The sequence below is a fragment of the Chryseobacterium electrogenes genome (assembly GCF_053553015.1).
This window is the reverse complement of sequence record NZ_JBNPPB010000002.1, coordinates 556,395-576,182: the sequence shown is the minus strand read 5'-3', so window position 1 is coordinate 576,182 and position 19,788 is coordinate 556,395. Positions and strand designations below refer to the sequence as shown.

Here is a 19,788-nt window from a genome sequence, read left to right as displayed (position 1 = left end):
AATTTAGAAGTCAATGTTCATTAATTCTATCCCAATTTGAATTCCGTTTTTATTAGGAATTGAAGCTTTATTATTAAAAATAGGCGTGAAATCTTTCTTGATAAATAGATTGAATCCTCTGTAACCTAACGACAATTTCCCACCGAAAAGAAATGGTTCTACGCCATTATCTAAAGTATATTGATACTTATCAAACTTACCTTCTGGATTATAATATTTAACTTTTACAATGCTTCTTGTATTAATACCAGCATAAGCGCCAATGCCTAATTTCCACATTTTTTTTCTTGTATCAAGATAAGAACCCCCTTCATATTCTGTATATTTAGGATTCAATACCAACTGAAATTCTACTGGTAATGTTAGGTAGACATTTCTTAGTTTTGATCTCTTAAGACTTCCATTTTGGAAATTCTCAAGCGATAATTGATTTTCATTTTGAACAAAAATCTGTGGCCTTTTCGGCATATAAGTATCAGCACGATAAGCCAATCCATATCTTATAAATAATGGGCTAGAAAGCGATCCCAGCTGTCTGTCCTTGCGATATTGTATCTCCACACTATGAGAATTGCCAATGCGCATCTCAGAATCCGTCTCAAAGGGATTAAAACTTCCTTTATCCTTAGCAAGATTCATAAATCCGTAACTTACACTAAGTGTGTTCTTATTGATTGATGGGCGACTATTTTTCTTTTTAACATTAATCCCCAAGCTTAATAAGCTGTTACTAGAATTGATCTGTTGATTTTCAACTTTATTAATCCCGAACACTGATGCTACAACAGAAGATTTTGTAATACTATCCATCTGTGTTCTTTGTTGCTCTATTCTATCGTTGATTTGGATTTCGTATCGTTTTGCGATGGCATCTTTCTGAGAAATCTGCTCATCTTTTGTAATCTGTCCAGAAAGAAAAGCATCGTCTACTTTTTGTAATTCGGCTTTCATTTTAGTTTTCTCTGTGATAACGATATTATCAATTTTTTTAGTATAATCTTTTACTTGATTATCGAGCGTAGTTTGTGCTGTAGCAAAGCTAGAAAGCAGTGCTAAAGATAGTAGTTTCAGTTTCATATATAAGTTTATTTTTTAGTTAAAGAATCACTTTCGTAGACTGTAATCCCGAATATTTTGAGGCTTTTCGGGCTAAAGTTATTTTGATCTTTTGGATGATGTTTCAGGTCATTAAGACCTAATTTTGAATTGGGTGAGGCTTGTTCTTTTCTACTTTTATCTATTTCTACTCCAAAAAGTAAATCCGAAGCGCTCACATATTTAGTCTTTTCTTTATTTTCTATCTTAGGTTGCGCAGCCAGTAAGTCCTCTTTTTTATCAATTGTTGTTGTAATCTTCGGTTCTACACTTAGAGAATTATGATTTTCAATATGCTCTAATTCTTTTGTAGGAGCTACAGCTTTATCCTTAGAATTAGTATGTTCTGCTACACTATTTTTTATATTATTTTCTGTAACATTTAGCTTAGTTTTATCAGGTTTCTCTGTAACAATTTCGGTTTTAATAATTTCTTTAACGATAACATTTTGCTCTTTTTCTTTAGGACTTAACATCCAGATAATATTTCCTAAAGTCAAAAGTAATATAGCTACAGCTGCATATCTACTCCACTTTTTTTCAAAAATATCTTTTTTCTCAGAAGGAAGATTGGATATAGGTTGATTTTGATTAAGTTGCTCTTCTAGCTTGTCCCAAAGCGAATCAGAAGGAAGTTCTTCTAATTTTTCATATTTTGATTTCAAATTATTCAGCATAATGTTTTTCCTTTTGTTGTTGAAAATAATCCAAAAGCCATTTTTTAGCTTTGTTTAATTGACTTTTACTTGTTCCTTCAGAAATATTAAGAATCTCTGCAATTTCTCTGTGTTTTTTATCTTCAAAAACCGAAAGATTAAAAACTAATCTATAACCAGCCGGCATATTGTGCAGAATTTCTTCGATGTTAATATCATTGTTTAATTCTGTTTCAATATCTGGTGTACTTTCTATAATCTGATCGTCAAACTGGGTTTCTAGATAAAGAATATTTCTATTCTTCCTGAGAAAAGAAATAGAGTCATTTACGACAATCTTCCGAAGCCAAAACGGAAAACTATTGGCATCTCGACAATCAGAAAGTTTACAAAAAACCTTATAGAAAGCCTGCAACAGGACATCTTCTGCATCTTGAGAATTACCAACATAAGATTTAGCAATTGCCAACATCCTCGGTGCATATTGCTCGTATATTATTTTCTGAGCATGCCGATTAAGTTGTTGCGCTTGTAAAAAAATAGCTTCGAAATTATCTTTCATAACTTAGTTCTATCTATAAGATGCAGAAATTAGAAAAAGGTTGCCTAGATTGTAAATTTTATATAAAATAAATTACTAAAAAACTGTTTTACAGCAATATAAATTCATTTAACTATATAGAAAAAAAATATTTTATCCGAAGCAACATGAGATTCAAAAATAAGAATTTTATATCAATTTAAAATTATTCTTAATTCATAAACATCCATAAGACTTCTTTACATAAAAAAAACGCTCTAATAAGAGCGTTATCAAGAACTAATGATAATTAAATTAGTTATATGTGCATCACAAATCCAAAGGACTTTTGATATTTCTTTTAGACAAATCCGTAATGTGCGTATAGATCTGGGTTGTAATTAGATTATTATGGCCTAATAGCTCTTGTACATATCTAATATCTGTACCGTTTTCTATAAGATGCGTTGCAAAGCTGTGTCTTAAAACATGTGGCGTAACAATTTTATTAATTTTCGCCAAAAAAGCAGCTTCTTTAACAAGTTGCTGAATGCTTCTTGCTGAATACGAGCTACCTTTAGCACCTTCAAAAAGATATACCTGTGGTTTATATTGCGTAAAATACTCACGTAGTAATGGCAATATACTTTGTGGGAGCATTACATAACGATCTTTTTTTCCTTTTGCTTGTACTATAGCAATGGTATTAGATTTAGAATCTATATCAGAAATCTTCAGATTTACTATCTCATTAACTCTCAATCCACATCCATATAACAGACTAATGATAGATTTATGCTTAATGTTATCAGTACATTTAAGCATCTTCATGATATCTTCTTTATGTAAAAATTTCGGTAATGAGTGTTGTACCCTTTTAGGATAAAGATGTGATACAGAAAGTTTTTTATTAAAGACAACTTCATAAAATAGTTTTATACCTCCCAATGTATGTTTTTGATAAGACTGAGAGATTTCTTTTTCTTTCACCATTTTATAAATATATTGTTCTACCACCAACTCATCTACATCCTCAATGTTGACACCTTTAATATCTCTAAAAAATAATGAAAGTGCAGAAATATAAGATTTTATCGTTGATTGGCTATATCTTAATACTTCTAATTTCTCTTTAAAAATGACAGAATATTTCATGTGATTATCCAATAACATTCGCAAATCTAAAAAATATATTATTAAAAAACAACGCCAACTATTTTATTTTAAAATAGTTATGAAAAATTATAAAATAAATCAAAATTAGGATTGACGCAAGTTATATAAATCGGATTGACGCAATGCGTAAATTTGATCGTTACCTGCCATATTATCCGACCATACGTCAAGACCGAACATCGAGAAAAAATCAGTAGCTTTGAACAAAATTTAACAAACGGAAATAATGAAATTATCAGGACAGGAACTTTATAATAAATTGGTAAACGAATACAAGATTATTGGAGAAAAAGGAATTATCAATTTTTCACTTAAAGACCTGACTATTTCTATTGAAACTAAAGATACTGTTGGAAATTTGCTTCAAGAATGGTTGAAAGCTTGGATGATGGTGGAAAAAATTGAATTTGAAGAAAATACAAATTCGCAAGTTTTCCCTGATTTCAATTTAGACAAACACAACAAAAAACTGGACTTGCTTGAAGTAAAAACTTTTGATTGGGACAGAGGTCCAGGTTTCGATTTGGCTAACTTCGACTCTTACTGCAATTCGCTTTTAACTTCAGCTTACAGACTTAATTCCGATTATCTGATTTTTGCTTACCAAATGAATGGAAGCGAAATAACGATTAAAAATGTTTGGATAAAAAAGATTTGGGAATTGGCTTGTCCGAGCGGAACTTATCCGTTAAAAGTTCAGGAGAAGAAAAGCGTCATTTACAATATTCGTCCTTCAACTTGGTATTCGGAAAGAACAACCTTTAAACCATTCAATTCGTTAGAAGAATTCCTTACTGCACTCAACGAAACACGTTACCAATATCCGCAGACACGCCACACCAACGGACATTGGTTACAAAATGTTTTGAAAAATTACGAAGAACATACTGGCGTTAAACTACAAGTTCGCTAACATAAACTTGGGCTAATTTGTTGGCTACAAATTCCACCACAGGAACCGCAACCGTATTTCCCAACAAATCAAAAGCATCGTATTCTTTTGTTGGAATTTCGTACCATTCTGGATAGCCAAACAAACGTAAACCTTCACGAATAGTCAATCTACGCAAACCGTTTCCGTCTGGAACAGCTAAGCGAGAAACATCTGTTGCTACCAAAGTTGGAGCAATATCTTTCGGGTCAAGTACTTTGTTGATTTCAAAACTCAATTTTCCAGTTACAATATTATAGCCTTTTGGTTTAGTTTCGTCATAAACTCGTGAAGTTGAAATACCATTTTCCGTTTGAAGTTTAACCAACTTTTTAGGATGCTCAAATTTCAAATATCCTTTTTTGGTAAGGTCTTCTAATAAGGTTTTTAATTCAGTTTTTGGCAAGTCTATGAACGTATTTATTTGTTCTAAAGTCAATGCCATTCCGTCCATCCAATCAATGCCAATTTCTTCTGCCCATTGTTTTTTACGTCTTTGTTTAAACAATTTATTAAGAATTTCGGCTTGTTGTTTTGACACACTTCCTTTAATTTCAATATCCCAACTGTGAATATTATTGTCGCCACCTCTTTTGTCTTTTATAGATTTTCCGTACAAATCTTCAAACGGAAAATGAGCCAGAAGCTTATCAATAAAATCAGATTTTAAGGTTGGTAATCCACTTTCTAAAACACTTTCCAAAGCTTTAAACCGTGGTTCGTTTCCGTTCAAATTAATCTTCTCATCTTTTGTTCCGACTATGAAAATTCTTTTTCGAGATTGAGCCAATCCAAATTCCAAACTATCAAAAACTTTCCAACTTGTTTTGTAGCCCAATTCATTTTCGAGTGTGTGCAAAATGGTTTTAAGTGTTCTGCCAATTTCATCATTTTTGTTTTCCAAATCGTGTTTTACTAAACCTTCTACATTTTCAAGAATAAAACCATACGGTTTTTTTTCTCTTAATATTCTTTCGATTTCAAAAAACAAAGTTCCTCTTGTATCTAAGAAACCTTGACGTTTTCCGCCTGCACTAAAAGGCTGACAAGGAAATCCACCTAAAAGAAAATCAAAATCGGGAATGAATTCATTGCGAATATCAAAAATATCACCAGCTAAAAATTCGTGACCGAAATTATGTTTCAAAGTCTTTACAGCATAAGGTTTTATTTCCGAAGTCATCACACATTCGGTTTTCATCCCTACATCTTTAAATGCTTTTTCAAAACCTAATCGAATTCCACCAAGACCTGCAAAAAGGTCAATGAATTTTACAGTATTGTTTTTCATTTTACACTTTTTTATAAGGTTCATTCGGTTCTGCAACCATTAATAATTGACTTTCGTAATCTTCAATTTCAATTTTCTGACAACCAATTACGGTAAGACATTGCAATAAAAAAGTAGCACTAAAACTGCCACGACTGATTTTACTATCAATGCCTGCCTTGGTTTCTTCAACACCAATTTCATTCAATAACAGAACCAAATCTGTGTTCGACACGCCACGTTTGACTAATTCTGACTTTAGTAATCGTTTTGCTTTATCATCCCAGTTTGACATAATTCAATGGATTTATATTGCAATATTCGACAATTATTATCATATATGCAAATAAAACAGCGAAAATAAAAATACGGCAGGTAACAGGGGTTTTGCGTAATGGCGGGCGAAGTGCTTCGTATGAAACTTTTTACTAAATTTGAACTTTGGTGCTTCGTATCAACAGTTGTACATAAAATCCGCCACTACGCAAAGCCCCAACCCGTTATCTGCCATTTTATAAAAACTATCGTACCAAAATAGGTTGACTAAAAATTAAACACTTTTAGTATCCTATGGAAACAGAAAACAACGACACCTGTCGAAAAAGAAATGGCAAAGAAACTTCATTTGAGTTCAAAATTTTCGTCATCAACCAAATTGCAAATGGACTAATATCGGCTAACTTTGCTTCGAAAAAGTACAACATTAGCAGAAGCACCATCGCCTATTGGCAAAAGAAATTAAGCAATTATATGACTGAGAAAAAATACAGAAGCAAAGACGACGAAATCAAAGCACTTCGAGAAAAAATCTACGATTTATAAGGCATTAAAGACTTTCAACAAGACATCATTATCGAGTTTGAACGCGTTACAGGAAAGGAACTCTCAAAAAAGTTCTTGCCCGAGAAATTGGCAAACGAGATTCAGCGAAAAAAGAAAAAATTAAAGGACTAAAGCCCTTTAAGAAACGTTGGATTTATCAATCTCTCGGGATCACTAAACAAGCCTATTACCAGAGAATAAAGGCAGAAAACACTCTTGAACATCAACATGAAATCGTTTTAAAAATGGTAGCAGAAATCAGACAAGAAAGACGAAAAACAGGAACTGTAAAATTATACGAAGAAATAGCTCCTAAACTTCAAGAAAACGGAATAAAAATGGGACGAAATAAACTCAACTCCCTACTCCGTTTTCATGGAATGCTGGTGAAGAAAACCAAACGCTTCCACATCACAACAGACTCAAAACATGGCTTTTACAAATCTCCAAACCGAATAAAAGAACTTGAAATAACCCATGCAGAACAGGCTTTAGTAGCCGATATTACCTACATTAAAACAGATCTGGGACATACTTATTTGGCTTTAGTTACGGATCTTTATTCGAAGAAAATAATGGGTTACGCTTATGCAGATCACATGAAGGTAGAACTCGTCTTAGATGCCCTGAAAATAGCTAAAAAGAATTGCAAATTTCATTTCAAAGACATAATTCATCATAGCGACAGAGGAATCCAATATTGTTGTCCAGCTTTCTCTGAGTATGCTGAAAGAAATGGTTTTGTGTTAAGCACTACTCAGCAATCAGACCCCTATGAAAACGCTGTTGCAGAACGAATTAACGGAATATTGAAATATGAATTTGGATTAAAAGAAACCATTAAAAACAAAGAAATAGCCTCTAAAATGATTGCACAAGCGGTCAGAATTTACAACGAAAAAAGACTGCATTGGTCCCTTCAATTTAGAACTCCAGAAGAGGCTCACAACAGTTACAATGAAGCAAAATATGTTTCTTATAAAAGAAAAACCGCATAATGTTGTCGAAAAACCTACGCACAGAGCGGGAAATAAAATGTGGGAAAATTGGATGGAAAAAGAAATGGAAATTTTTCCAAATTTTATTCTCGAAAAAAAACAAAAATCAACTATATTTGAATTTATAATTAACCCCAAAAATGGTCAACCTATTTTGGAACATGACAAAAAGCGTGCCAAATAGAACTTTAATATAATAAACAAATGAAAAAAACTATCTTGACTTTAGCGATTTCTTTCGCTTCTCTAAACTATGTAAATGCACAAATTAATGACACTTCAATTGAGGGAATTAATTTCAGCAAATATCCTGCAATAGTGGAAAATTCAAAAGCCAAACTTAATCTTGCAAGTCATTCTCTCGGAAAAACTTACAAAACTGCTATTTCTGAACAATATAAGTCTGAGCCAATAAATTTCGGAGGTCATTACGTAATGACTTTTTGGGGTGCTGGAATGGGAATGACACAAGGAGCAATGGTTGATGCAAAAACTGGAAAAATTATCCCTTTACCATTAACTGAAGAAAATGCAATTCGTGATTGCGCTTATAATGACAATGACAATATATTTCACAAAAAGAATAGTAATCTTTTTGTTACTTTTAAGTGCCAAAGAGTAGGTGAATATAATCAAAGCACAGATACACAAAAAATTAAATTGACATTTTACTATTACAAATGGGATGGAAAAAAATTCAATTTGATATCCACCAAAACGAAAAACGCTGTTGAGGATTAAAAAAAACGGCAGATAACATAGTATTGGCAAAATGCGGGAGAAAGTACAAAGTTGAAAGTTTTGAAAAATTTATCCGCCGATGCTTTTTCGTATTATATTTTTTGTAATTTAACAATCCGAAAAAAGCATCGGCTTCGTTAAGTCTAAATTGAACTTTTCGTTCCATTTAGCCCGCACTTCGCCAATACTTTTTCCGTTATCGGCAATTTTACCAAAAACACGTCTATGAACCAATTTCCTAAAAATGTAATTGAGAATTTAAAAAATTACGTTTATATTTATTCAGATCCAATAACAGAAAAAATATTTTACGTTGGAAAAGGAAAAGGCAATAGAGTTTTTGACCATTTGAAAGATAAAAAGGAATGCGAAAAAGTTGAATACCTCAATGAACTTCTTGAAAAAGGTCTTAAACCAAAAATTGAAATTTTAATTCATGGAATTGAAGATGATTCAGTTTTAAGAATTGAATCTGCAATTATTGATTTGCTGGGAATTAAAAATTTAACGAACAAACAAATTGGTTTTAAAAGTGCTGAATTTGGAAGAATGACTATAAAACAAATTATTTCTGCATATTCTAAGCAAAAAATCCAAATTGAAGAACCTTCATTACTTATTAGAATAAATCAAAATTTCAGATATTCGATGAATGAAATGGAACTTTATGACTTTACAAGAGGATATTGGAAATTGAATATTGATAGAGCAAAAAATGCAAAATATGCTTTTGCTGTGTATAATGGAATTATTCAAGAAGTTTACGAAATAAAAACCTGGTTAAAAGCTGGAGAATCAATGAGTGTGCGAGGGAAAATAGAAATAATTGATGATAGAGTCGAATTTATAGGAAATATTGCGTCAATAAATATTCAAAAAAAATACAAGTATAAATCCGTTGAAGATTATTTCAAAAAAGGAAATGCAAACCCAATAATGTATATAAATTGTTGATATGGAAAAAGAAGTTTATTCATATACAAAGTATTTTAAGGGAGAAAAAGAGAATCCTTTTAATGAAGAAGAAAATTATTGGGCTTATAAATATTGGTTTTATGAAAAAGATTATTTTGCCAATAATACAAAACCAAATGAAGAAGATTTCAAAGAATATATTTTGGGAGTAATTGAACATATTGCAGATTATTTCTATGCTCCTATTGAAAAGCATATAAAAAATTATTTTGGGAAAATATAAAAAACTGCCGATAACATTGTATTGGCAAAATGCGGGGTTAAATATAAAATAGAAAAAGCGGAAATATTTATCCGCCGCTGCTTTTCATATAATCTTTTTTTATTAACTTAGCTTATCTGAAAAAGCATCGGCTCCGTTTGGTCTGAACTTGAACATTTGTTCAAATTAAGCCCGCACTTCGCCAATACTTTTCCCGTTATCTGCAACCTTATATCGCTTATGGAAAAACAATTTATAGATATTTTTAAAGAATTTTTATTATCAAAAGGTTATCCTGAAAATAGTCTATTGTTTGAATTCAAATCCTCTAAAATTCACCCAAAATTCAGACCTGATTTATTAGTTATTGATACAGAAAATGACAATTTTTTATGTTTATTTGAATTTAAATCTTCAACTTCGGAAAAAAGTGATTTAATTAATGAAATAAACTATTATCAAGATGATTTTCTATCAAATTTACAAGAAGATATACCTGTTTATTTAGTTTTAAGTTTTGGATTTGGAAAAGATTTTCAAATTTTCGAATTGACAGATGGGGCCCTAAAACTAATTCCAGATGATGAATTCCCAAGATATGAAACCCTTGTATCACAGCAAAAAACTGAAGAAAAAATTGAAAAAGAAAGAATCCAAAAATATAAAATTGGAGACTTAAAAGAAAGAAAGAAAAGAATGTGGTTAAGCTCAATGCTTTCCATTTTAAGTCTTGTCGTTGGAATAATTACTGTGGTTTACTCACTAAATTTGAATAAAAAAACAAACAACTCCTCAACTTTTTCATCATCTTGCAATTGTGATTCGATTAAAACTGAAATAAAAAATTTGAAAACATTAATAAATCAAATTGACAAAAAAACAAATCAAAATGTAAGTTCGTCCAAGAATAACCCTGTAAATTCGGATATAGCAGATTTAACAAATAGAATAGAAGTTATTGAAAAAGGAATTTCAGATAATCCTGAAAAAACACTTTCGTTACTTAATATGAATAACGACATTTCTCAATTAGAAAAAAATGATGAATCTTTAAGGGAAATCAACAAAACAGAAATAGAATCTTTAAAAAATGAAATGGAAAATCAAAACTCGTGGATATCAGGATTACTAATTACAATTTTTGGACTTGTTTTAAGTTTTGCAGTTCCAAATCTTTTGGCAAATATTAAAGAAAATAAATAAAACTAAAAAGGCTGCAGATAACATTGTATTATCCAAAAACGATAAAAGTTTACCTTTAAATAAAGGGTTTTCTTACTTTTTATTAGCATTGGGTTAAACATAGGTAAAACAAATCAGAAAACATCGATGAACAGGTAGATTCCGAGGTGTTGTTGTTTTGCTTGAAATTCTAAACTCTGATAAATAGGGAGTTTTTCGCAATAATAATCGTGGCTAGCCTTTGCATAGCCATTTTTTATAAGTTCTTCATTCAAGCATTTGCCGTTTGGTAAGATAACATAAGCCAATTGGCGTTTCCAGAAATCGACTTGGTGTTTGGATTCAGTGATTAATGTTAGGCGTGTGCCGACAGGCACAAGCGTTAACATAAAATCTAAACTCATGAGTCCAAACTGCACCAACCTAAATGCAGGAACGTGGCTTTTGGCTTCATCTTGTAGCGTTTTACGGCTTATCTTTACTTCGGGAGCATCTAATCCATATAATTTTATTTCTTTGCTTATTTGCCCGAATTCTTCTTTCACAATTAAGCTATCTCCATCCAATACCCTTTCCACAATCATGTGGGTTTCGATTTGAATGTTTTTCATTAGAAAATAATTTTCTTGGTCTTGAGCCTTAAAGCTGCTCTTATTTTCCGTTTCATTTGGTGTAATTTCATTGTATTTCATTGGTTTACAGTATTTTAATTATTGTTTTTATAAAGTTAATTCAAGAAATTTATATCTGTCTAGACAACAGAGTTTTTCAATATTTTTTAACATTTAAAATTTAATATCATGGCAAGACAAAAAGGTCTTATGAAATACGTCGGAACGATTGGCGATGTAAGACATTTCAAAATCAAAGGGCAACAAGGTTTTTTCGCAGGTATGGTGGGCGGACCAACTGCAGAACAAGTGAAAACTGCCCCAGAGTTCGAAAGAACAAGAGAAAACATGAACGAGTTCGGAGGTTGTGCGAAAACAGGGAAATCTCTGAGAACGGCTTTATCTGCGTTAATGGGGAAATTTACTGATCCACAAGTTACAGGTCGATTGACTTCTATTATGAAGAAAATCAATTTGGAGGATGGAACGGAAGCCAGAGGCTACCGAAAAGTAGAAGTTTCTACCCAAAGAAAATATTTAGAAGGCTTTGAGTTTAACAAGAATCTTTCTATCAGTGGTATTTTCAATGCTCCTTATGATGTAAATCATGATGTAAGCCGCAATACTGCGGACTTTATCATTGCTGAATTTAACCCAGTTGATTTGATTTCTGCGCCATCGGGTTCTACGCATTTCCGTTTGCTTAACGCTTTGGCGGTTTTGTCGGACTTTACCTACAACCCTACTACAGGAACTTATGAGCCTGAAGATATGGTTAATAACGAATTAACTAACGTTGAATATTCAACTTATATTCCGTTAGATACTCCTTATGCAGGTTCTACCTTGACATCTTCGTTACCAGGTGCGCCAACATTAGGAGCCAATGTTTCGGTAGTTCAGTGTATTGGGATTGAGTTTTTCCAAGAGGTCAACGGTCAGTACTACCCTTTTGCGAGTGGTAACTGTCTCAAAATTGAGGAAGTTTTTTAGTTTGTGTTTAACAAGAGCCTTCCCAATTCGGGAAGGCTTTTTTAATTCTTAAAAGTCATGAGAACAAAAATAGTTAGAGTTGCCGAAGGCAAACAATCCACACTCTCCCATTTGTATATTGATGGCATTTTCCAATGCTTTCTTTTGGAGGATAAAATAAGAGCCGTAAAAATCATGAAACAAACTGCGATTCCTACAGGTTCATTTTATCTGACTTTAAACACTTGGGGCGGTAAGAATAAAGACTACGCCAATAAGTTTCCCGTTATGCATCGTGGCATGATTGAAATTGATGGTTTACCAACCTTTGACGCTGTGTATATCCATATCGGAAATACATTCACTCAAACGGCTGGATGTCCGCTTTGCGGACTTAGTTATATTAAAAAAGATGGTGATTATAAGGTTCTACAAAGTACCGATGCTTACAAAATGATTTATCCAAAGCTGCTCAATGTTGTACAAGGAAAAGATAAAAGCATCACTATCGAAAACAATTTTCAATTCTAAAATGTGGAAATCATGAATACAAGTTTGGATATCAACATTCTGTTTGGTTCTGTTTCCAGCCTATTGTTGGCGGTTGTGGCTTATTTTATTAAGCAACTACACTCCGATTTTAAGAATATGGAACGTGATATTTCTGAGGTCAAAACAATGGCATTGCTTATCAAAACAGAATTTAAAAACTCTCAAGATCTTCTCAATCAAAAAGTAGAATATTTAGAGCAAAGAGTCAATAAGTTAGAATTTAACGTATCAAAATTACAAGACAATGAAAACAAATAATTTGAATTTAGTAAGTCGGATTCAGGAACCCACACCAAAATGGTTTCGTATTATTCGCACAATTGGACTTACCCTTACCGCCGTTGGCGGTGTTTTAGTAGCTGCTCCGGTCGCTTTACCTACCGCAGTAGTAACGATTGGAGGCTATTTGCTTCTTGGTGGTACTCTCGCCAGTGCACTATCACAAACCGCCATTAAGTCGGAAGAATTCGGGAAAAATCCCGAAAAAATTCAAGAAAATCAATCTGCAGATCAAGATTCAGTACAGGATTTAAAATAATAAAATAGCGTTTAACCTCTTTTAAGCTCGGCAATTCGTCGGGCTTTTTTATTACGCTTCTATTGCATTCCTTTGCTTGCACTCCGTTATTTAAGAGGGTTAAATATGTTGCACTTATCTACCTTTCGAGGTGGGAATAATGTTCAAACAAATGAAAAGTCCCCGATGTGGGGACCTTAAAAATTTAGATTTTAAAATAATACTTTCGGACTAAAACGGAACGAAGTTCGTTAAGCTGTTTGAGTTGTGCAGTAAACTTTTGCTCCAACTGATAAACAGCTTTGATGTCGGAAAGGATTTTGGCATTTTCTTGCATCTTGGCAAGACTTGGAATGATGAAATTTTGCAGGATTTTCTTGAATTCAAACAAGCGAAGCATTTCGATAACACTACCGCATAAATACGGATGAAAAAAGCCGTTTTTCCAGAGTGTGAAAAATGTCCAATACAGATTTTCGCGTTCTTCTTGGTCGTTGCAATAAAGGATAAAACAGTTCGGACAAGGTTCAAAGAGTGGTTTTCCAGCGTTGTGTCCTCTTGATAGGATGAAAATTGCATTTTCAGGCGTTGCTTTCTCGGAATTGTACGTACGTACTTTAAAATTTGTCATGGCGTGGGATTTAAAATTTTATGCTGCGCCGAAAATTTTTCAAAAGAAAACGAAGAAAAAAACCGAAAAAAAAAGAAAAAAAGAAAGCCCTTTTGTAAGGGGGCGGGGAATTGTGTCAAGGTTTTTTGGAAAAAATTTTTGCATATATCGTAGATGCAAAAATCTTTTTGCAAAAACCCGTAGGGCTTGACCTTTACACAATATAGCGGCTGGCTTAGGAAGCCCCCTAACTTTGCCTTCTTTTTTTATTTTTTGTAGGAACCTGATAGTTCTAAGAATGGTTTCAAAGGTGTGGGAAGATGCTTGGCAAAGAATGGTGAGCGGTGGAAAAAGCAGGTGTATATAGTGTTTGGGATATGCTTTGGCGATATACTCCTGCGTGCGGTGACGAAACGGTAGGGATATGCTTGCATATACCTATTGTGAAGGAACTGGAGAAGGATGGATGTAGCTTTGGGAAGATTCGGCAAAAATGGGTAGATAAGCTCGCACAAAAAAGATGCTTTACTTGCCGTTCAATTATGGAAATATTTCATTTGGAAACTAATCGTTCTGCGCGTTGGGAAAGATAGCTGTATGACTGATTGACGAAAGGAGCTTGGTTGGATGTTTTAAAGACCGATGAAAAAATACACTGAAACTATTTGCCTATGAAACTATCGTATTTTTGAATTGGGATTTAAACAAAGCGTTAGCACAAGCTCCTGGAGGATTGAAGGAATACTGCTATGCGCGTGAGTGAAAGTGGCTGATTGCGTGAACTATTTTTTTATTTTCTATAAAATAGTTTCTCGCAAGAAGCGACTGTAACGATTGGCAAAGGACTACTCTATCTGCATCTTTTTTGTGCATCCTATAAAATGGGTGGGTTGGGAGAAAAGCGTTGGCAAGGAAAAGGCACAAAAGGGCTATGCCCGTTGTAAGGGAAGCATTTAACATAATCTCAAATTATAGGCATACCTTGTTGGCTGTTGCGGTAACGAAGTGGACGCAATCCCCGATGCGTTGGCGTATGCGTATAATTTCGATTATGTTATTTGATGGGGGAAGGCGTGGAATTTAGTTTTCAAAATTCAAAAGATAATGCGTACTTCTACCCGATGAGTTTGATTTAATTAAAACTTTCTTTTCTACAAGTTCAGTAATATCACGAAGGGCTGTATCATTAGAACTTTTGGTCAGTTTAGCATATTTTGAAGTTGTGAGATTTCCTACAAAACCGTCTAGCAGTTTAGTGATTACCAGTCGTTGACGTTCGTTTTTGATTTTAGAAGTGTTCTTCATTAAAAAATCATGTTTCATTATAACTCTGCTGATAATTTCATCTGAATTGAGAATTGCTTCTTTTAAGCAGGTTAAAAACCATACTAACCATTCTGTAATCTCTAAATCTCCTTTCTGTGTTTTTTCAAGTATGCTATAATACGATTTCTTATCGGCATTGATTTGTGAAGACATGCTGTAGAACCTGTGATTGCTCCCATCTGCTATGGAAAGTAACATGTCTGCTATTGCACGAGCTATCCTTCCGTTACCGTCATCAAAAGGGTGTATCGTCACAAACCAAAAATGAGCAATGCCCGCTTTCAAAATATCATCCAACTTTTGATCGTTGTTGAACCATTGAAGAAATTTTTGCATTTCATTTTCGAGTTTTTCAGGATCCGGGGCTTCAAAATGAACTTTCTCTCTGCCCATTGCTCCAGAAACCACTTGCATTTTTCCAGTTCTCCACTTTGCGACATCAATTTTATACATACCACTTCTTCCCGCAGGAAATAATGCAGAGTGCCAGCCAAATAACCGATCATCTGAGAGATATTTATCAATGTTTTGGGTCGCATCAATCATCATTTCTACTACACCATCGATATGCCGATCCTTATTTTCTTTACCATGATAATCTAAACCTAGACGAATTGCAATGGAAGAACGTACGAGTTCTGGATTGAGGACTTCCCCTTCAATTTCAGACGACTTTACTACATCTTGAATTAGAGTTTCAAGATTTGCTTCGTTTTTGAGCTCAAATCCTAAAAGTTCTGCTTTACCAAGCAGTTTCCCTTGAAGGTATCGAACTTCAGCAAGCAAGTTAAGTAAGCCTTCATGTTGCCAGTGAAACTGAGGCCATTTACTTAATTGATGGATGTAATTTGCCATGAATTTTAAATATGCGGTAAATATAGTAATTATTCTCCGCATATTTTGCGGCGAATATATTGTTTAATCAACGCATAATTTAGTTTTTAGACCGTATAATAGAATTCTTTTGTTATAAAAATGAGCCGATTAAGTTAAGTAATCGGCTCATATTATTTTAAAAAAGGGATATAAATAATTTTAATTCTAGGTTATTGAAATCAAAATATGGTTAAAAAGAGGTTATTTTATGAAATTTTCTTTATTCGTTTTGAGGCCCTAAAATCCCAAGGACTCAAAGCATTTTTATCTTGCCACAATCCTATTTTTTTTGTTTCCGCATACTTCTGCAATTCCCCTAATAATTTATTATCTGAATATTTAAAATACCACCAACCAAATCCAGCTTTTATAATTTCGGCCGACAAATATTTTTGATCATAATATACTTTAGCAATTGTCCTACCGTATTTATCTTCATTTGTAGGAACAAAAGTAATTTCTTTACCAAAAATCTGTTCTGAAGTAAACTGTTTTGCATTTTTTCCATAGGCTTGTCCCTTTTCTGGGCAATCTACTTCAGCAAGGCGCAATGTTTTTTCTATATTACCTTCTAGCAACACAACAATAGTATCTCCATCCTTTATACCAACCACCTTGGCAGGTATTTGACTTTTAGCTATAAAGAGAAAGGATGAAAAAACGATTATAAAAAATTTCATCATACTATAAATCTTTTAATTAAAATTTTCTGATAGGTAAAATATAATTATAGATTGTCTTAGAGATACTACTCGTGGTCCCATTGCTAAAATTAGTCACGTAGGCAGTAGTAGTACTTGCTTGCGAAGAAGTCCAATAATTAGCTAATGACAACGATAATGCATATTTATTGTAATAAATTTTTTCCAATTCTGTAACACTAGGTAAAAACCAATCTGAAAAACCTCCTGATGTATAATTATATACATAGCCAGCAGCTGAAGAAGAACCACAATATGAATATATTGTATTTGTATTTTGGTTACCTGTTCCGAATGCGGTGCTTGTCGGTACGGAACTGCTATTACATCCCCAAGCGAAGCTAGATATAGGTCGGCTACTGGGAATAATAAATCCATGTACTTGGCCTGAAACATAACCGCTATCTCCTGGTTGGAAAATATACGCAACAACACCTCCTTGAAAGGATTGACCAATTGTTAAATTGGAAGTTGTAAAACTTAAAACGTTTCCATAAGCAGTACCAGCAATATTTGAGGCAAACGATCTTACATAATATTTTGTATTAGGTTCTAAATTACTTACAGAGGCATTAAATGAAGTTAAACCATTTGATGCATTAACTACTGAATTTGAAGTAGTTGGTAATGTATTAGTACTACTATAAACAAATCCTTGGTTTGTAATTGGTGCACCTCCATTATTTGTTAAACTGCCATAAAAAGTAGCACCATTACTTGATATATTTGACACAACAATTGTAGAAAGCCCCACGGGTATTGTAGACGACAGAGTTTTAAAGGAAGTAACATTGCTGTAAGAAATGCCTGCAAGACTTTTGGCGTAAGCTCGTATATAATAAGTAACCCCGCTGCTCAAATTCGAGATACTCATTGCAAAACTCCCTATACCACTTCCCGAATTTATTTTAGAATCATTAACTGTTGGATTATTATTGTAAGTACTGTAACAAACACCTCTTTCAGAAATAGTAGATCCACCATCATCACTAATATTTGCATAAATATTAGCAGAGCTTTGTGTCACATTATTAATCGATATTATTGATATAGATGCAGGTATCGCAGGTGAAGTAGTAAAGGTCAACTCTTCACCATAGGCAGTCCCTTGACTATTTTTTGCATAAGCCTTCACGTAATATTTTGTTCCAGCCGTTAGGTCATTTAACATAACCGAATAACTACCTAAAGAAAGATTGGAGTCATGTTTTCTAAAATCACTAGTTGTGGGATTAGGGTTTGTGCTGTAACATACACCTTTTTCGATTACATAATTGCCATTATCAGTATTCAAAATTGCATTAACTCGCGCGGATTTCTGAAGTACTTCAACAATCTCAACGGTTGAAACTGCTTTTTGATTTTCTCCTAAAAAGTCATATTCTTTATCGCAAGAAAATATAATAAGAGCTATTAATAAGAATAAATATTTTTTCATTTATTTTAAGTTTATTGTTAATCCGAAAGTATATTCTGGAGCGTAAAAATCTTTGTTAATGTCTATGAAAGAGGCACCTCCAACAAGATTGACTCTGTTGCCCAATCTCAGTGTTAAACCTGTATAAGCTGCGTAATATTCTTTCTGTTGAATAGTGTAAGTATAGGCATAATCATTTCTTTGCGGGTATTTATAAAATCCGTAACCGCCTCCTAGATTGAAAAATGCCCATTTTAGTAATTTAAAATTTGCACCAATAATCGCTTCATTTTTGTTTTTAATTTCAGAATTTGTTCGCAATATTTCTTCATCTTTTATTAACGAAGTTCTAACATTAAGGAAAAAACCGACAAAACTTCCTCCACCCACTTCAAACCTTACTCCGTACTTTGCAATTGTACCACCTTCATAACCAAAAGCAATGAAATTTTCTAGAGGCTTTGCATATCGATTTGCTTTTTGTGTTCGCTTTAGATCCTCTTTCAATTTTTTATCTGCAAGTTTCTTTTCATCCTCCTTTCTTTTATTCCATTCCTTTTGGCTTAGAGGATAGTTAAGTCTTAAACGCTCAACAATTAGAGAAGCATCTTGATACTCATTACTACTTTTGTTATTATTTTTACTTAGATATAAATTAAAAGCATTTCTTGCAATCTCGATATCTTCAAATGTTAGTGTATTACTATATTGTTTAGAACAAAGTAATTCGTACAAGGATTTGGATTTATAATACAATAAATCGGTATCAAATTTCGTATTACTAGGAAAGTCTTTAATTAACTGTAAAGTAGCATCATAGTACTTTTTATTATAATTGTTAACAATATTATTGTAAGCTTCTTCTAATTCTTTTTCAAAATCTATACGTTCCAAATCTTTTAATACAAGATTGTATTGTTCCAATGTTGTTGGAAATTTGGCATTTAGTTCTTTCAATCGCGCTTCTACATCATTTGAAAAAACTGAGTCTTTCTCACCATAAGTTTGTAGATATTCATTAAGTGCGATTCGATTCTTTTGAAGATCATTAATATAGTCGTATTTCCTCATTTTTTTAAAGAGCGCGTCCTCAGAAATTGTTTTATAATAGGATAATATATACTCATCAACCTCACTGTCTTTGTAAATGTTGGTGTAATAGACTACATCGGAATAATCTCCACTTACAAATTGAGACCTAAGAATTGAAATTTTGCGGCGTTTTTCTTCCTCTATTTCCTCAAGTTTTCTTTGCTCTAATAATGCATAATACTCCTCTTTTGTATCTGGGTATTCATTAAGATCACGTATAAGATTTTCTATTTCATTAGTATAACTCTTATTCTTGGACGAAAAATTATTTAAATATTGCTTAGCTAAAGATTTGACCTCAAATACTTCATCAATATTATTATCGGTCATTTTTTTTTGCTTTGAAAGTGTATAAAAAAATAAAACTCGATAGTCAGATTTGGGTTCTTTTTCTAATTGGTTGATTACACTCGTGTAATTTCCTTTTTTATATTCTTTAGCAGCAACAATCACTTTTTGGTCAAGGGTAGTCTGTGCCATCACAAAAACTGCAAAAAAAGGTAAAATTAAATATTTTAATATTCTCATGTTTTATGGTTCTAAATT

Annotated in this window: 24 protein-coding genes; 12 read left to right on the top strand and 12 right to left on the bottom strand. The window is 32.9% G+C overall.

Annotated elements, in window-relative coordinates:
* Positions 1–3 precede the first annotated feature (3 nt).
* From ACQQ6V_RS02595 to xerA, 4 genes are all read right to left on the bottom strand, one after another.
* Positions 4–1,077 carry a hypothetical protein gene (locus ACQQ6V_RS02595; RefSeq protein ID WP_448844033.1) on the bottom strand — a complete coding sequence of 358 codons (1,074 nt, stop codon included), beginning with the start codon at positions 1,075–1,077 and terminating at the stop codon, positions 4–6.
* A gap of 8 nt (positions 1,078–1,085) precedes the next feature.
* Positions 1,086–1,772, bottom strand: coding sequence for a hypothetical protein (locus ACQQ6V_RS02590; RefSeq protein WP_448844032.1), 687 nt, complete (start codon positions 1,770–1,772; stop codon positions 1,086–1,088).
* On the bottom strand, positions 1,762–2,313 hold the full coding sequence (locus tag ACQQ6V_RS02585; protein ID WP_448844031.1) for an RNA polymerase sigma factor: 552 nt from the start codon (positions 2,311–2,313) through the stop codon (positions 1,762–1,764). Before ACQQ6V_RS02585 ends, ACQQ6V_RS02590 begins: the two co-directional genes overlap by 11 nt.
* Before the next feature lie 288 nt (positions 2,314–2,601).
* Positions 2,602–3,426: a site-specific tyrosine recombinase/integron integrase gene (gene xerA, locus ACQQ6V_RS02580; RefSeq protein WP_448844030.1), complete on the bottom strand. Its 825-nt coding sequence runs from the start codon at positions 3,424–3,426 to the stop codon at positions 2,602–2,604.
* 247 nt (positions 3,427–3,673) lie between these two features.
* Here xerA and ACQQ6V_RS02575 point away from each other — a divergent pair, with 247 nt between their 5' ends.
* Positions 3,674–4,360, top strand: coding sequence for an NgoBV family restriction endonuclease (locus ACQQ6V_RS02575; RefSeq protein ID WP_448844029.1), 687 nt, complete (start codon positions 3,674–3,676; stop codon positions 4,358–4,360).
* On the opposite strand, the gene dcm is transcribed toward ACQQ6V_RS02575, so the two are convergent.
* On the bottom strand, positions 4,341–5,669 hold the full coding sequence (gene dcm / locus ACQQ6V_RS02570; RefSeq protein ID WP_448844028.1) for a DNA (cytosine-5-)-methyltransferase: 1,329 nt from the start codon (positions 5,667–5,669) through the stop codon (positions 4,341–4,343). The genes ACQQ6V_RS02575 and dcm overlap by 20 nt on opposite strands.
* A gap of 1 nt (position 5,670) precedes the next feature.
* Entirely contained in the window at positions 5,671–5,943 is a 273-nt protein-coding gene (locus ACQQ6V_RS02565; RefSeq protein ID WP_448844027.1) for a DUF6471 domain-containing protein, read from the bottom strand.
* 275 nt (positions 5,944–6,218) lie between these two features.
* Here ACQQ6V_RS02565 and ACQQ6V_RS02560 point away from each other — a divergent pair, with 275 nt between their 5' ends.
* From ACQQ6V_RS02560 to ACQQ6V_RS02530, 7 genes are all read left to right on the top strand, one after another.
* Entirely contained in the window at positions 6,219–6,470 is a 252-nt protein-coding gene (locus ACQQ6V_RS02560) for a hypothetical protein (protein WP_448844026.1), read from the top strand.
* Between the two features lie 86 nt (positions 6,471–6,556).
* Positions 6,557–7,468: an IS3 family transposase gene (locus ACQQ6V_RS02555; RefSeq protein ID WP_448846168.1), complete on the top strand. Its 912-nt coding sequence runs from the start codon at positions 6,557–6,559 to the stop codon at positions 7,466–7,468.
* Complete coding sequence (locus ACQQ6V_RS02550; RefSeq protein ID WP_448844025.1) at positions 7,428–7,652, top strand: hypothetical protein; 225 nt, start codon at positions 7,428–7,430, stop codon at positions 7,650–7,652. The genes ACQQ6V_RS02555 and ACQQ6V_RS02550 overlap by 41 nt, the downstream gene beginning before the upstream one ends.
* Positions 7,653–7,672: 20 nt before the next feature.
* The gene (locus ACQQ6V_RS02545; protein WP_448844024.1) at positions 7,673–8,209 is read left to right on the top strand and encodes a hypothetical protein; all 537 of its coding nucleotides are present in this window, start codon (positions 7,673–7,675) and stop codon (positions 8,207–8,209) included.
* A 225-nt stretch (positions 8,210–8,434) separates the two neighbouring features.
* Complete coding sequence (locus ACQQ6V_RS02540; protein ID WP_448843951.1) at positions 8,435–9,163, top strand: LEM-3-like GIY-YIG domain-containing protein; 729 nt, start codon at positions 8,435–8,437, stop codon at positions 9,161–9,163.
* Between the two features lies 1 nt (position 9,164).
* A complete protein-coding gene (locus ACQQ6V_RS02535; RefSeq protein WP_448843950.1) occupies positions 9,165–9,407 on the top strand; it encodes a hypothetical protein in 243 nt (80 codons plus the stop codon).
* A gap of 219 nt (positions 9,408–9,626) precedes the next feature.
* A complete protein-coding gene (locus ACQQ6V_RS02530) occupies positions 9,627–10,589 on the top strand; it encodes a hypothetical protein (RefSeq protein WP_448844023.1) in 963 nt (320 codons plus the stop codon).
* 113 nt (positions 10,590–10,702) lie between these two features.
* On the opposite strand, the gene ACQQ6V_RS02525 is transcribed toward ACQQ6V_RS02530, so the two are convergent.
* The gene (locus tag ACQQ6V_RS02525; RefSeq protein ID WP_448844022.1) at positions 10,703–11,260 is read right to left on the bottom strand and encodes a thermonuclease family protein; all 558 of its coding nucleotides are present in this window, start codon (positions 11,258–11,260) and stop codon (positions 10,703–10,705) included.
* A 108-nt stretch (positions 11,261–11,368) separates the two neighbouring features.
* On the opposite strand from ACQQ6V_RS02525, the gene ACQQ6V_RS02520 reads away from it, so the two are divergent.
* Genes ACQQ6V_RS02520 through ACQQ6V_RS02505 form a run of 4 tightly spaced genes read left to right on the top strand, consistent with a single transcriptional unit; the run spans position 11,369 to position 13,241 of the window.
* Complete coding sequence (locus ACQQ6V_RS02520; protein WP_374330696.1) at positions 11,369–12,172, top strand: hypothetical protein; 804 nt, start codon at positions 11,369–11,371, stop codon at positions 12,170–12,172.
* 57 nt (positions 12,173–12,229) lie between these two features.
* The gene (locus ACQQ6V_RS02515; protein WP_448844021.1) at positions 12,230–12,682 is read left to right on the top strand and encodes a DUF5675 family protein; all 453 of its coding nucleotides are present in this window, start codon (positions 12,230–12,232) and stop codon (positions 12,680–12,682) included.
* A gap of 12 nt (positions 12,683–12,694) precedes the next feature.
* Complete coding sequence (locus ACQQ6V_RS02510; RefSeq protein ID WP_374330700.1) at positions 12,695–12,961, top strand: hypothetical protein; 267 nt, start codon at positions 12,695–12,697, stop codon at positions 12,959–12,961.
* Positions 12,948–13,241 carry a hypothetical protein gene (locus ACQQ6V_RS02505; RefSeq protein WP_448844020.1) on the top strand — a complete coding sequence of 98 codons (294 nt, stop codon included), beginning with the start codon at positions 12,948–12,950 and terminating at the stop codon, positions 13,239–13,241. Before ACQQ6V_RS02510 ends, ACQQ6V_RS02505 begins: the two co-directional genes overlap by 14 nt.
* A gap of 184 nt (positions 13,242–13,425) precedes the next feature.
* Here the strand turns inward: ACQQ6V_RS02505 and ACQQ6V_RS02500 are convergent, their stop codons facing one another.
* The 5 genes from ACQQ6V_RS02500 to ACQQ6V_RS02480 form a co-directional block, all read right to left on the bottom strand.
* Positions 13,426–13,851 (bottom strand): DUF6943 family protein, encoded by a 426-nt coding sequence (locus ACQQ6V_RS02500; RefSeq protein WP_448844019.1) that lies wholly within the window; start codon positions 13,849–13,851, stop codon positions 13,426–13,428.
* Between the two features lie 1,059 nt (positions 13,852–14,910).
* A complete protein-coding gene (locus tag ACQQ6V_RS02495; protein ID WP_448844018.1) occupies positions 14,911–16,011 on the bottom strand; it encodes a Fic family protein in 1,101 nt (366 codons plus the stop codon).
* 227 nt (positions 16,012–16,238) lie between these two features.
* Positions 16,239–16,715 (bottom strand): thermonuclease family protein, encoded by a 477-nt coding sequence (locus ACQQ6V_RS02490; RefSeq protein ID WP_448844017.1) that lies wholly within the window; start codon positions 16,713–16,715, stop codon positions 16,239–16,241.
* Positions 16,716–16,731: 16 nt separating this feature from the next.
* Entirely contained in the window at positions 16,732–18,171 is a 1,440-nt protein-coding gene (locus tag ACQQ6V_RS02485) for an Lcl C-terminal domain-containing protein (RefSeq protein ID WP_448844016.1), read from the bottom strand.
* Positions 18,172–19,770: a hypothetical protein gene (locus tag ACQQ6V_RS02480; protein WP_448844015.1), complete on the bottom strand. Its 1,599-nt coding sequence runs from the start codon at positions 19,768–19,770 to the stop codon at positions 18,172–18,174.
* Positions 19,771–19,788 lie beyond the last annotated feature (18 nt).

Excerpts from the sequence above, each read along its gene's own strand:
- ACQQ6V_RS02595 (WP_448844033.1), bottom strand. The coding sequence starts at position 1,077 with ATGAAACTGAAACTACTATCTTTAGCACTGCTTTCTAGCTTTGCTACA.
- ACQQ6V_RS02590 (WP_448844032.1), bottom strand. The coding sequence starts at position 1,772 with ATGCTGAATAATTTGAAATCAAAATATGAAAAATTAGAAGAACTTCCT.
- ACQQ6V_RS02585 (WP_448844031.1), bottom strand. The coding sequence starts at position 2,313 with ATGAAAGATAATTTCGAAGCTATTTTTTTACAAGCGCAACAACTTAAT.
- xerA (WP_448844030.1), bottom strand. The coding sequence starts at position 3,426 with ATGAAATATTCTGTCATTTTTAAAGAGAAATTAGAAGTATTAAGATAT.
- ACQQ6V_RS02575 (WP_448844029.1), top strand. The coding sequence starts at position 3,674 with ATGAAATTATCAGGACAGGAACTTTATAATAAATTGGTAAACGAATAC.
- dcm (WP_448844028.1), bottom strand. The coding sequence starts at position 5,669 with ATGAAAAACAATACTGTAAAATTCATTGACCTTTTTGCAGGTCTTGGT.
- ACQQ6V_RS02565 (WP_448844027.1), bottom strand. The coding sequence starts at position 5,943 with ATGTCAAACTGGGATGATAAAGCAAAACGATTACTAAAGTCAGAATTA.
- ACQQ6V_RS02560 (WP_448844026.1), top strand. The coding sequence starts at position 6,219 with ATGGAAACAGAAAACAACGACACCTGTCGAAAAAGAAATGGCAAAGAA.
- ACQQ6V_RS02550 (WP_448844025.1), top strand. The coding sequence starts at position 7,428 with ATGAAGCAAAATATGTTTCTTATAAAAGAAAAACCGCATAATGTTGTC.
- ACQQ6V_RS02545 (WP_448844024.1), top strand. The coding sequence starts at position 7,673 with ATGAAAAAAACTATCTTGACTTTAGCGATTTCTTTCGCTTCTCTAAAC.
- ACQQ6V_RS02540 (WP_448843951.1), top strand. The coding sequence starts at position 8,435 with ATGAACCAATTTCCTAAAAATGTAATTGAGAATTTAAAAAATTACGTT.
- ACQQ6V_RS02535 (WP_448843950.1), top strand. The coding sequence starts at position 9,165 with ATGGAAAAAGAAGTTTATTCATATACAAAGTATTTTAAGGGAGAAAAA.
- ACQQ6V_RS02530 (WP_448844023.1), top strand. The coding sequence starts at position 9,627 with ATGGAAAAACAATTTATAGATATTTTTAAAGAATTTTTATTATCAAAA.
- ACQQ6V_RS02525 (WP_448844022.1), bottom strand. The coding sequence starts at position 11,260 with ATGAAATACAATGAAATTACACCAAATGAAACGGAAAATAAGAGCAGC.
- ACQQ6V_RS02520 (WP_374330696.1), top strand. The coding sequence starts at position 11,369 with ATGGCAAGACAAAAAGGTCTTATGAAATACGTCGGAACGATTGGCGAT.
- ACQQ6V_RS02515 (WP_448844021.1), top strand. The coding sequence starts at position 12,230 with ATGAGAACAAAAATAGTTAGAGTTGCCGAAGGCAAACAATCCACACTC.
- ACQQ6V_RS02510 (WP_374330700.1), top strand. The coding sequence starts at position 12,695 with ATGAATACAAGTTTGGATATCAACATTCTGTTTGGTTCTGTTTCCAGC.
- ACQQ6V_RS02505 (WP_448844020.1), top strand. The coding sequence starts at position 12,948 with ATGAAAACAAATAATTTGAATTTAGTAAGTCGGATTCAGGAACCCACA.
- ACQQ6V_RS02500 (WP_448844019.1), bottom strand. The coding sequence starts at position 13,851 with ATGACAAATTTTAAAGTACGTACGTACAATTCCGAGAAAGCAACGCCT.
- ACQQ6V_RS02495 (WP_448844018.1), bottom strand. The coding sequence starts at position 16,011 with ATGGCAAATTACATCCATCAATTAAGTAAATGGCCTCAGTTTCACTGG.
- ACQQ6V_RS02490 (WP_448844017.1), bottom strand. The coding sequence starts at position 16,715 with ATGATGAAATTTTTTATAATCGTTTTTTCATCCTTTCTCTTTATAGCT.
- ACQQ6V_RS02485 (WP_448844016.1), bottom strand. The coding sequence starts at position 18,171 with ATGAAAAAATATTTATTCTTATTAATAGCTCTTATTATATTTTCTTGC.
- ACQQ6V_RS02480 (WP_448844015.1), bottom strand. The coding sequence starts at position 19,770 with ATGAGAATATTAAAATATTTAATTTTACCTTTTTTTGCAGTTTTTGTG.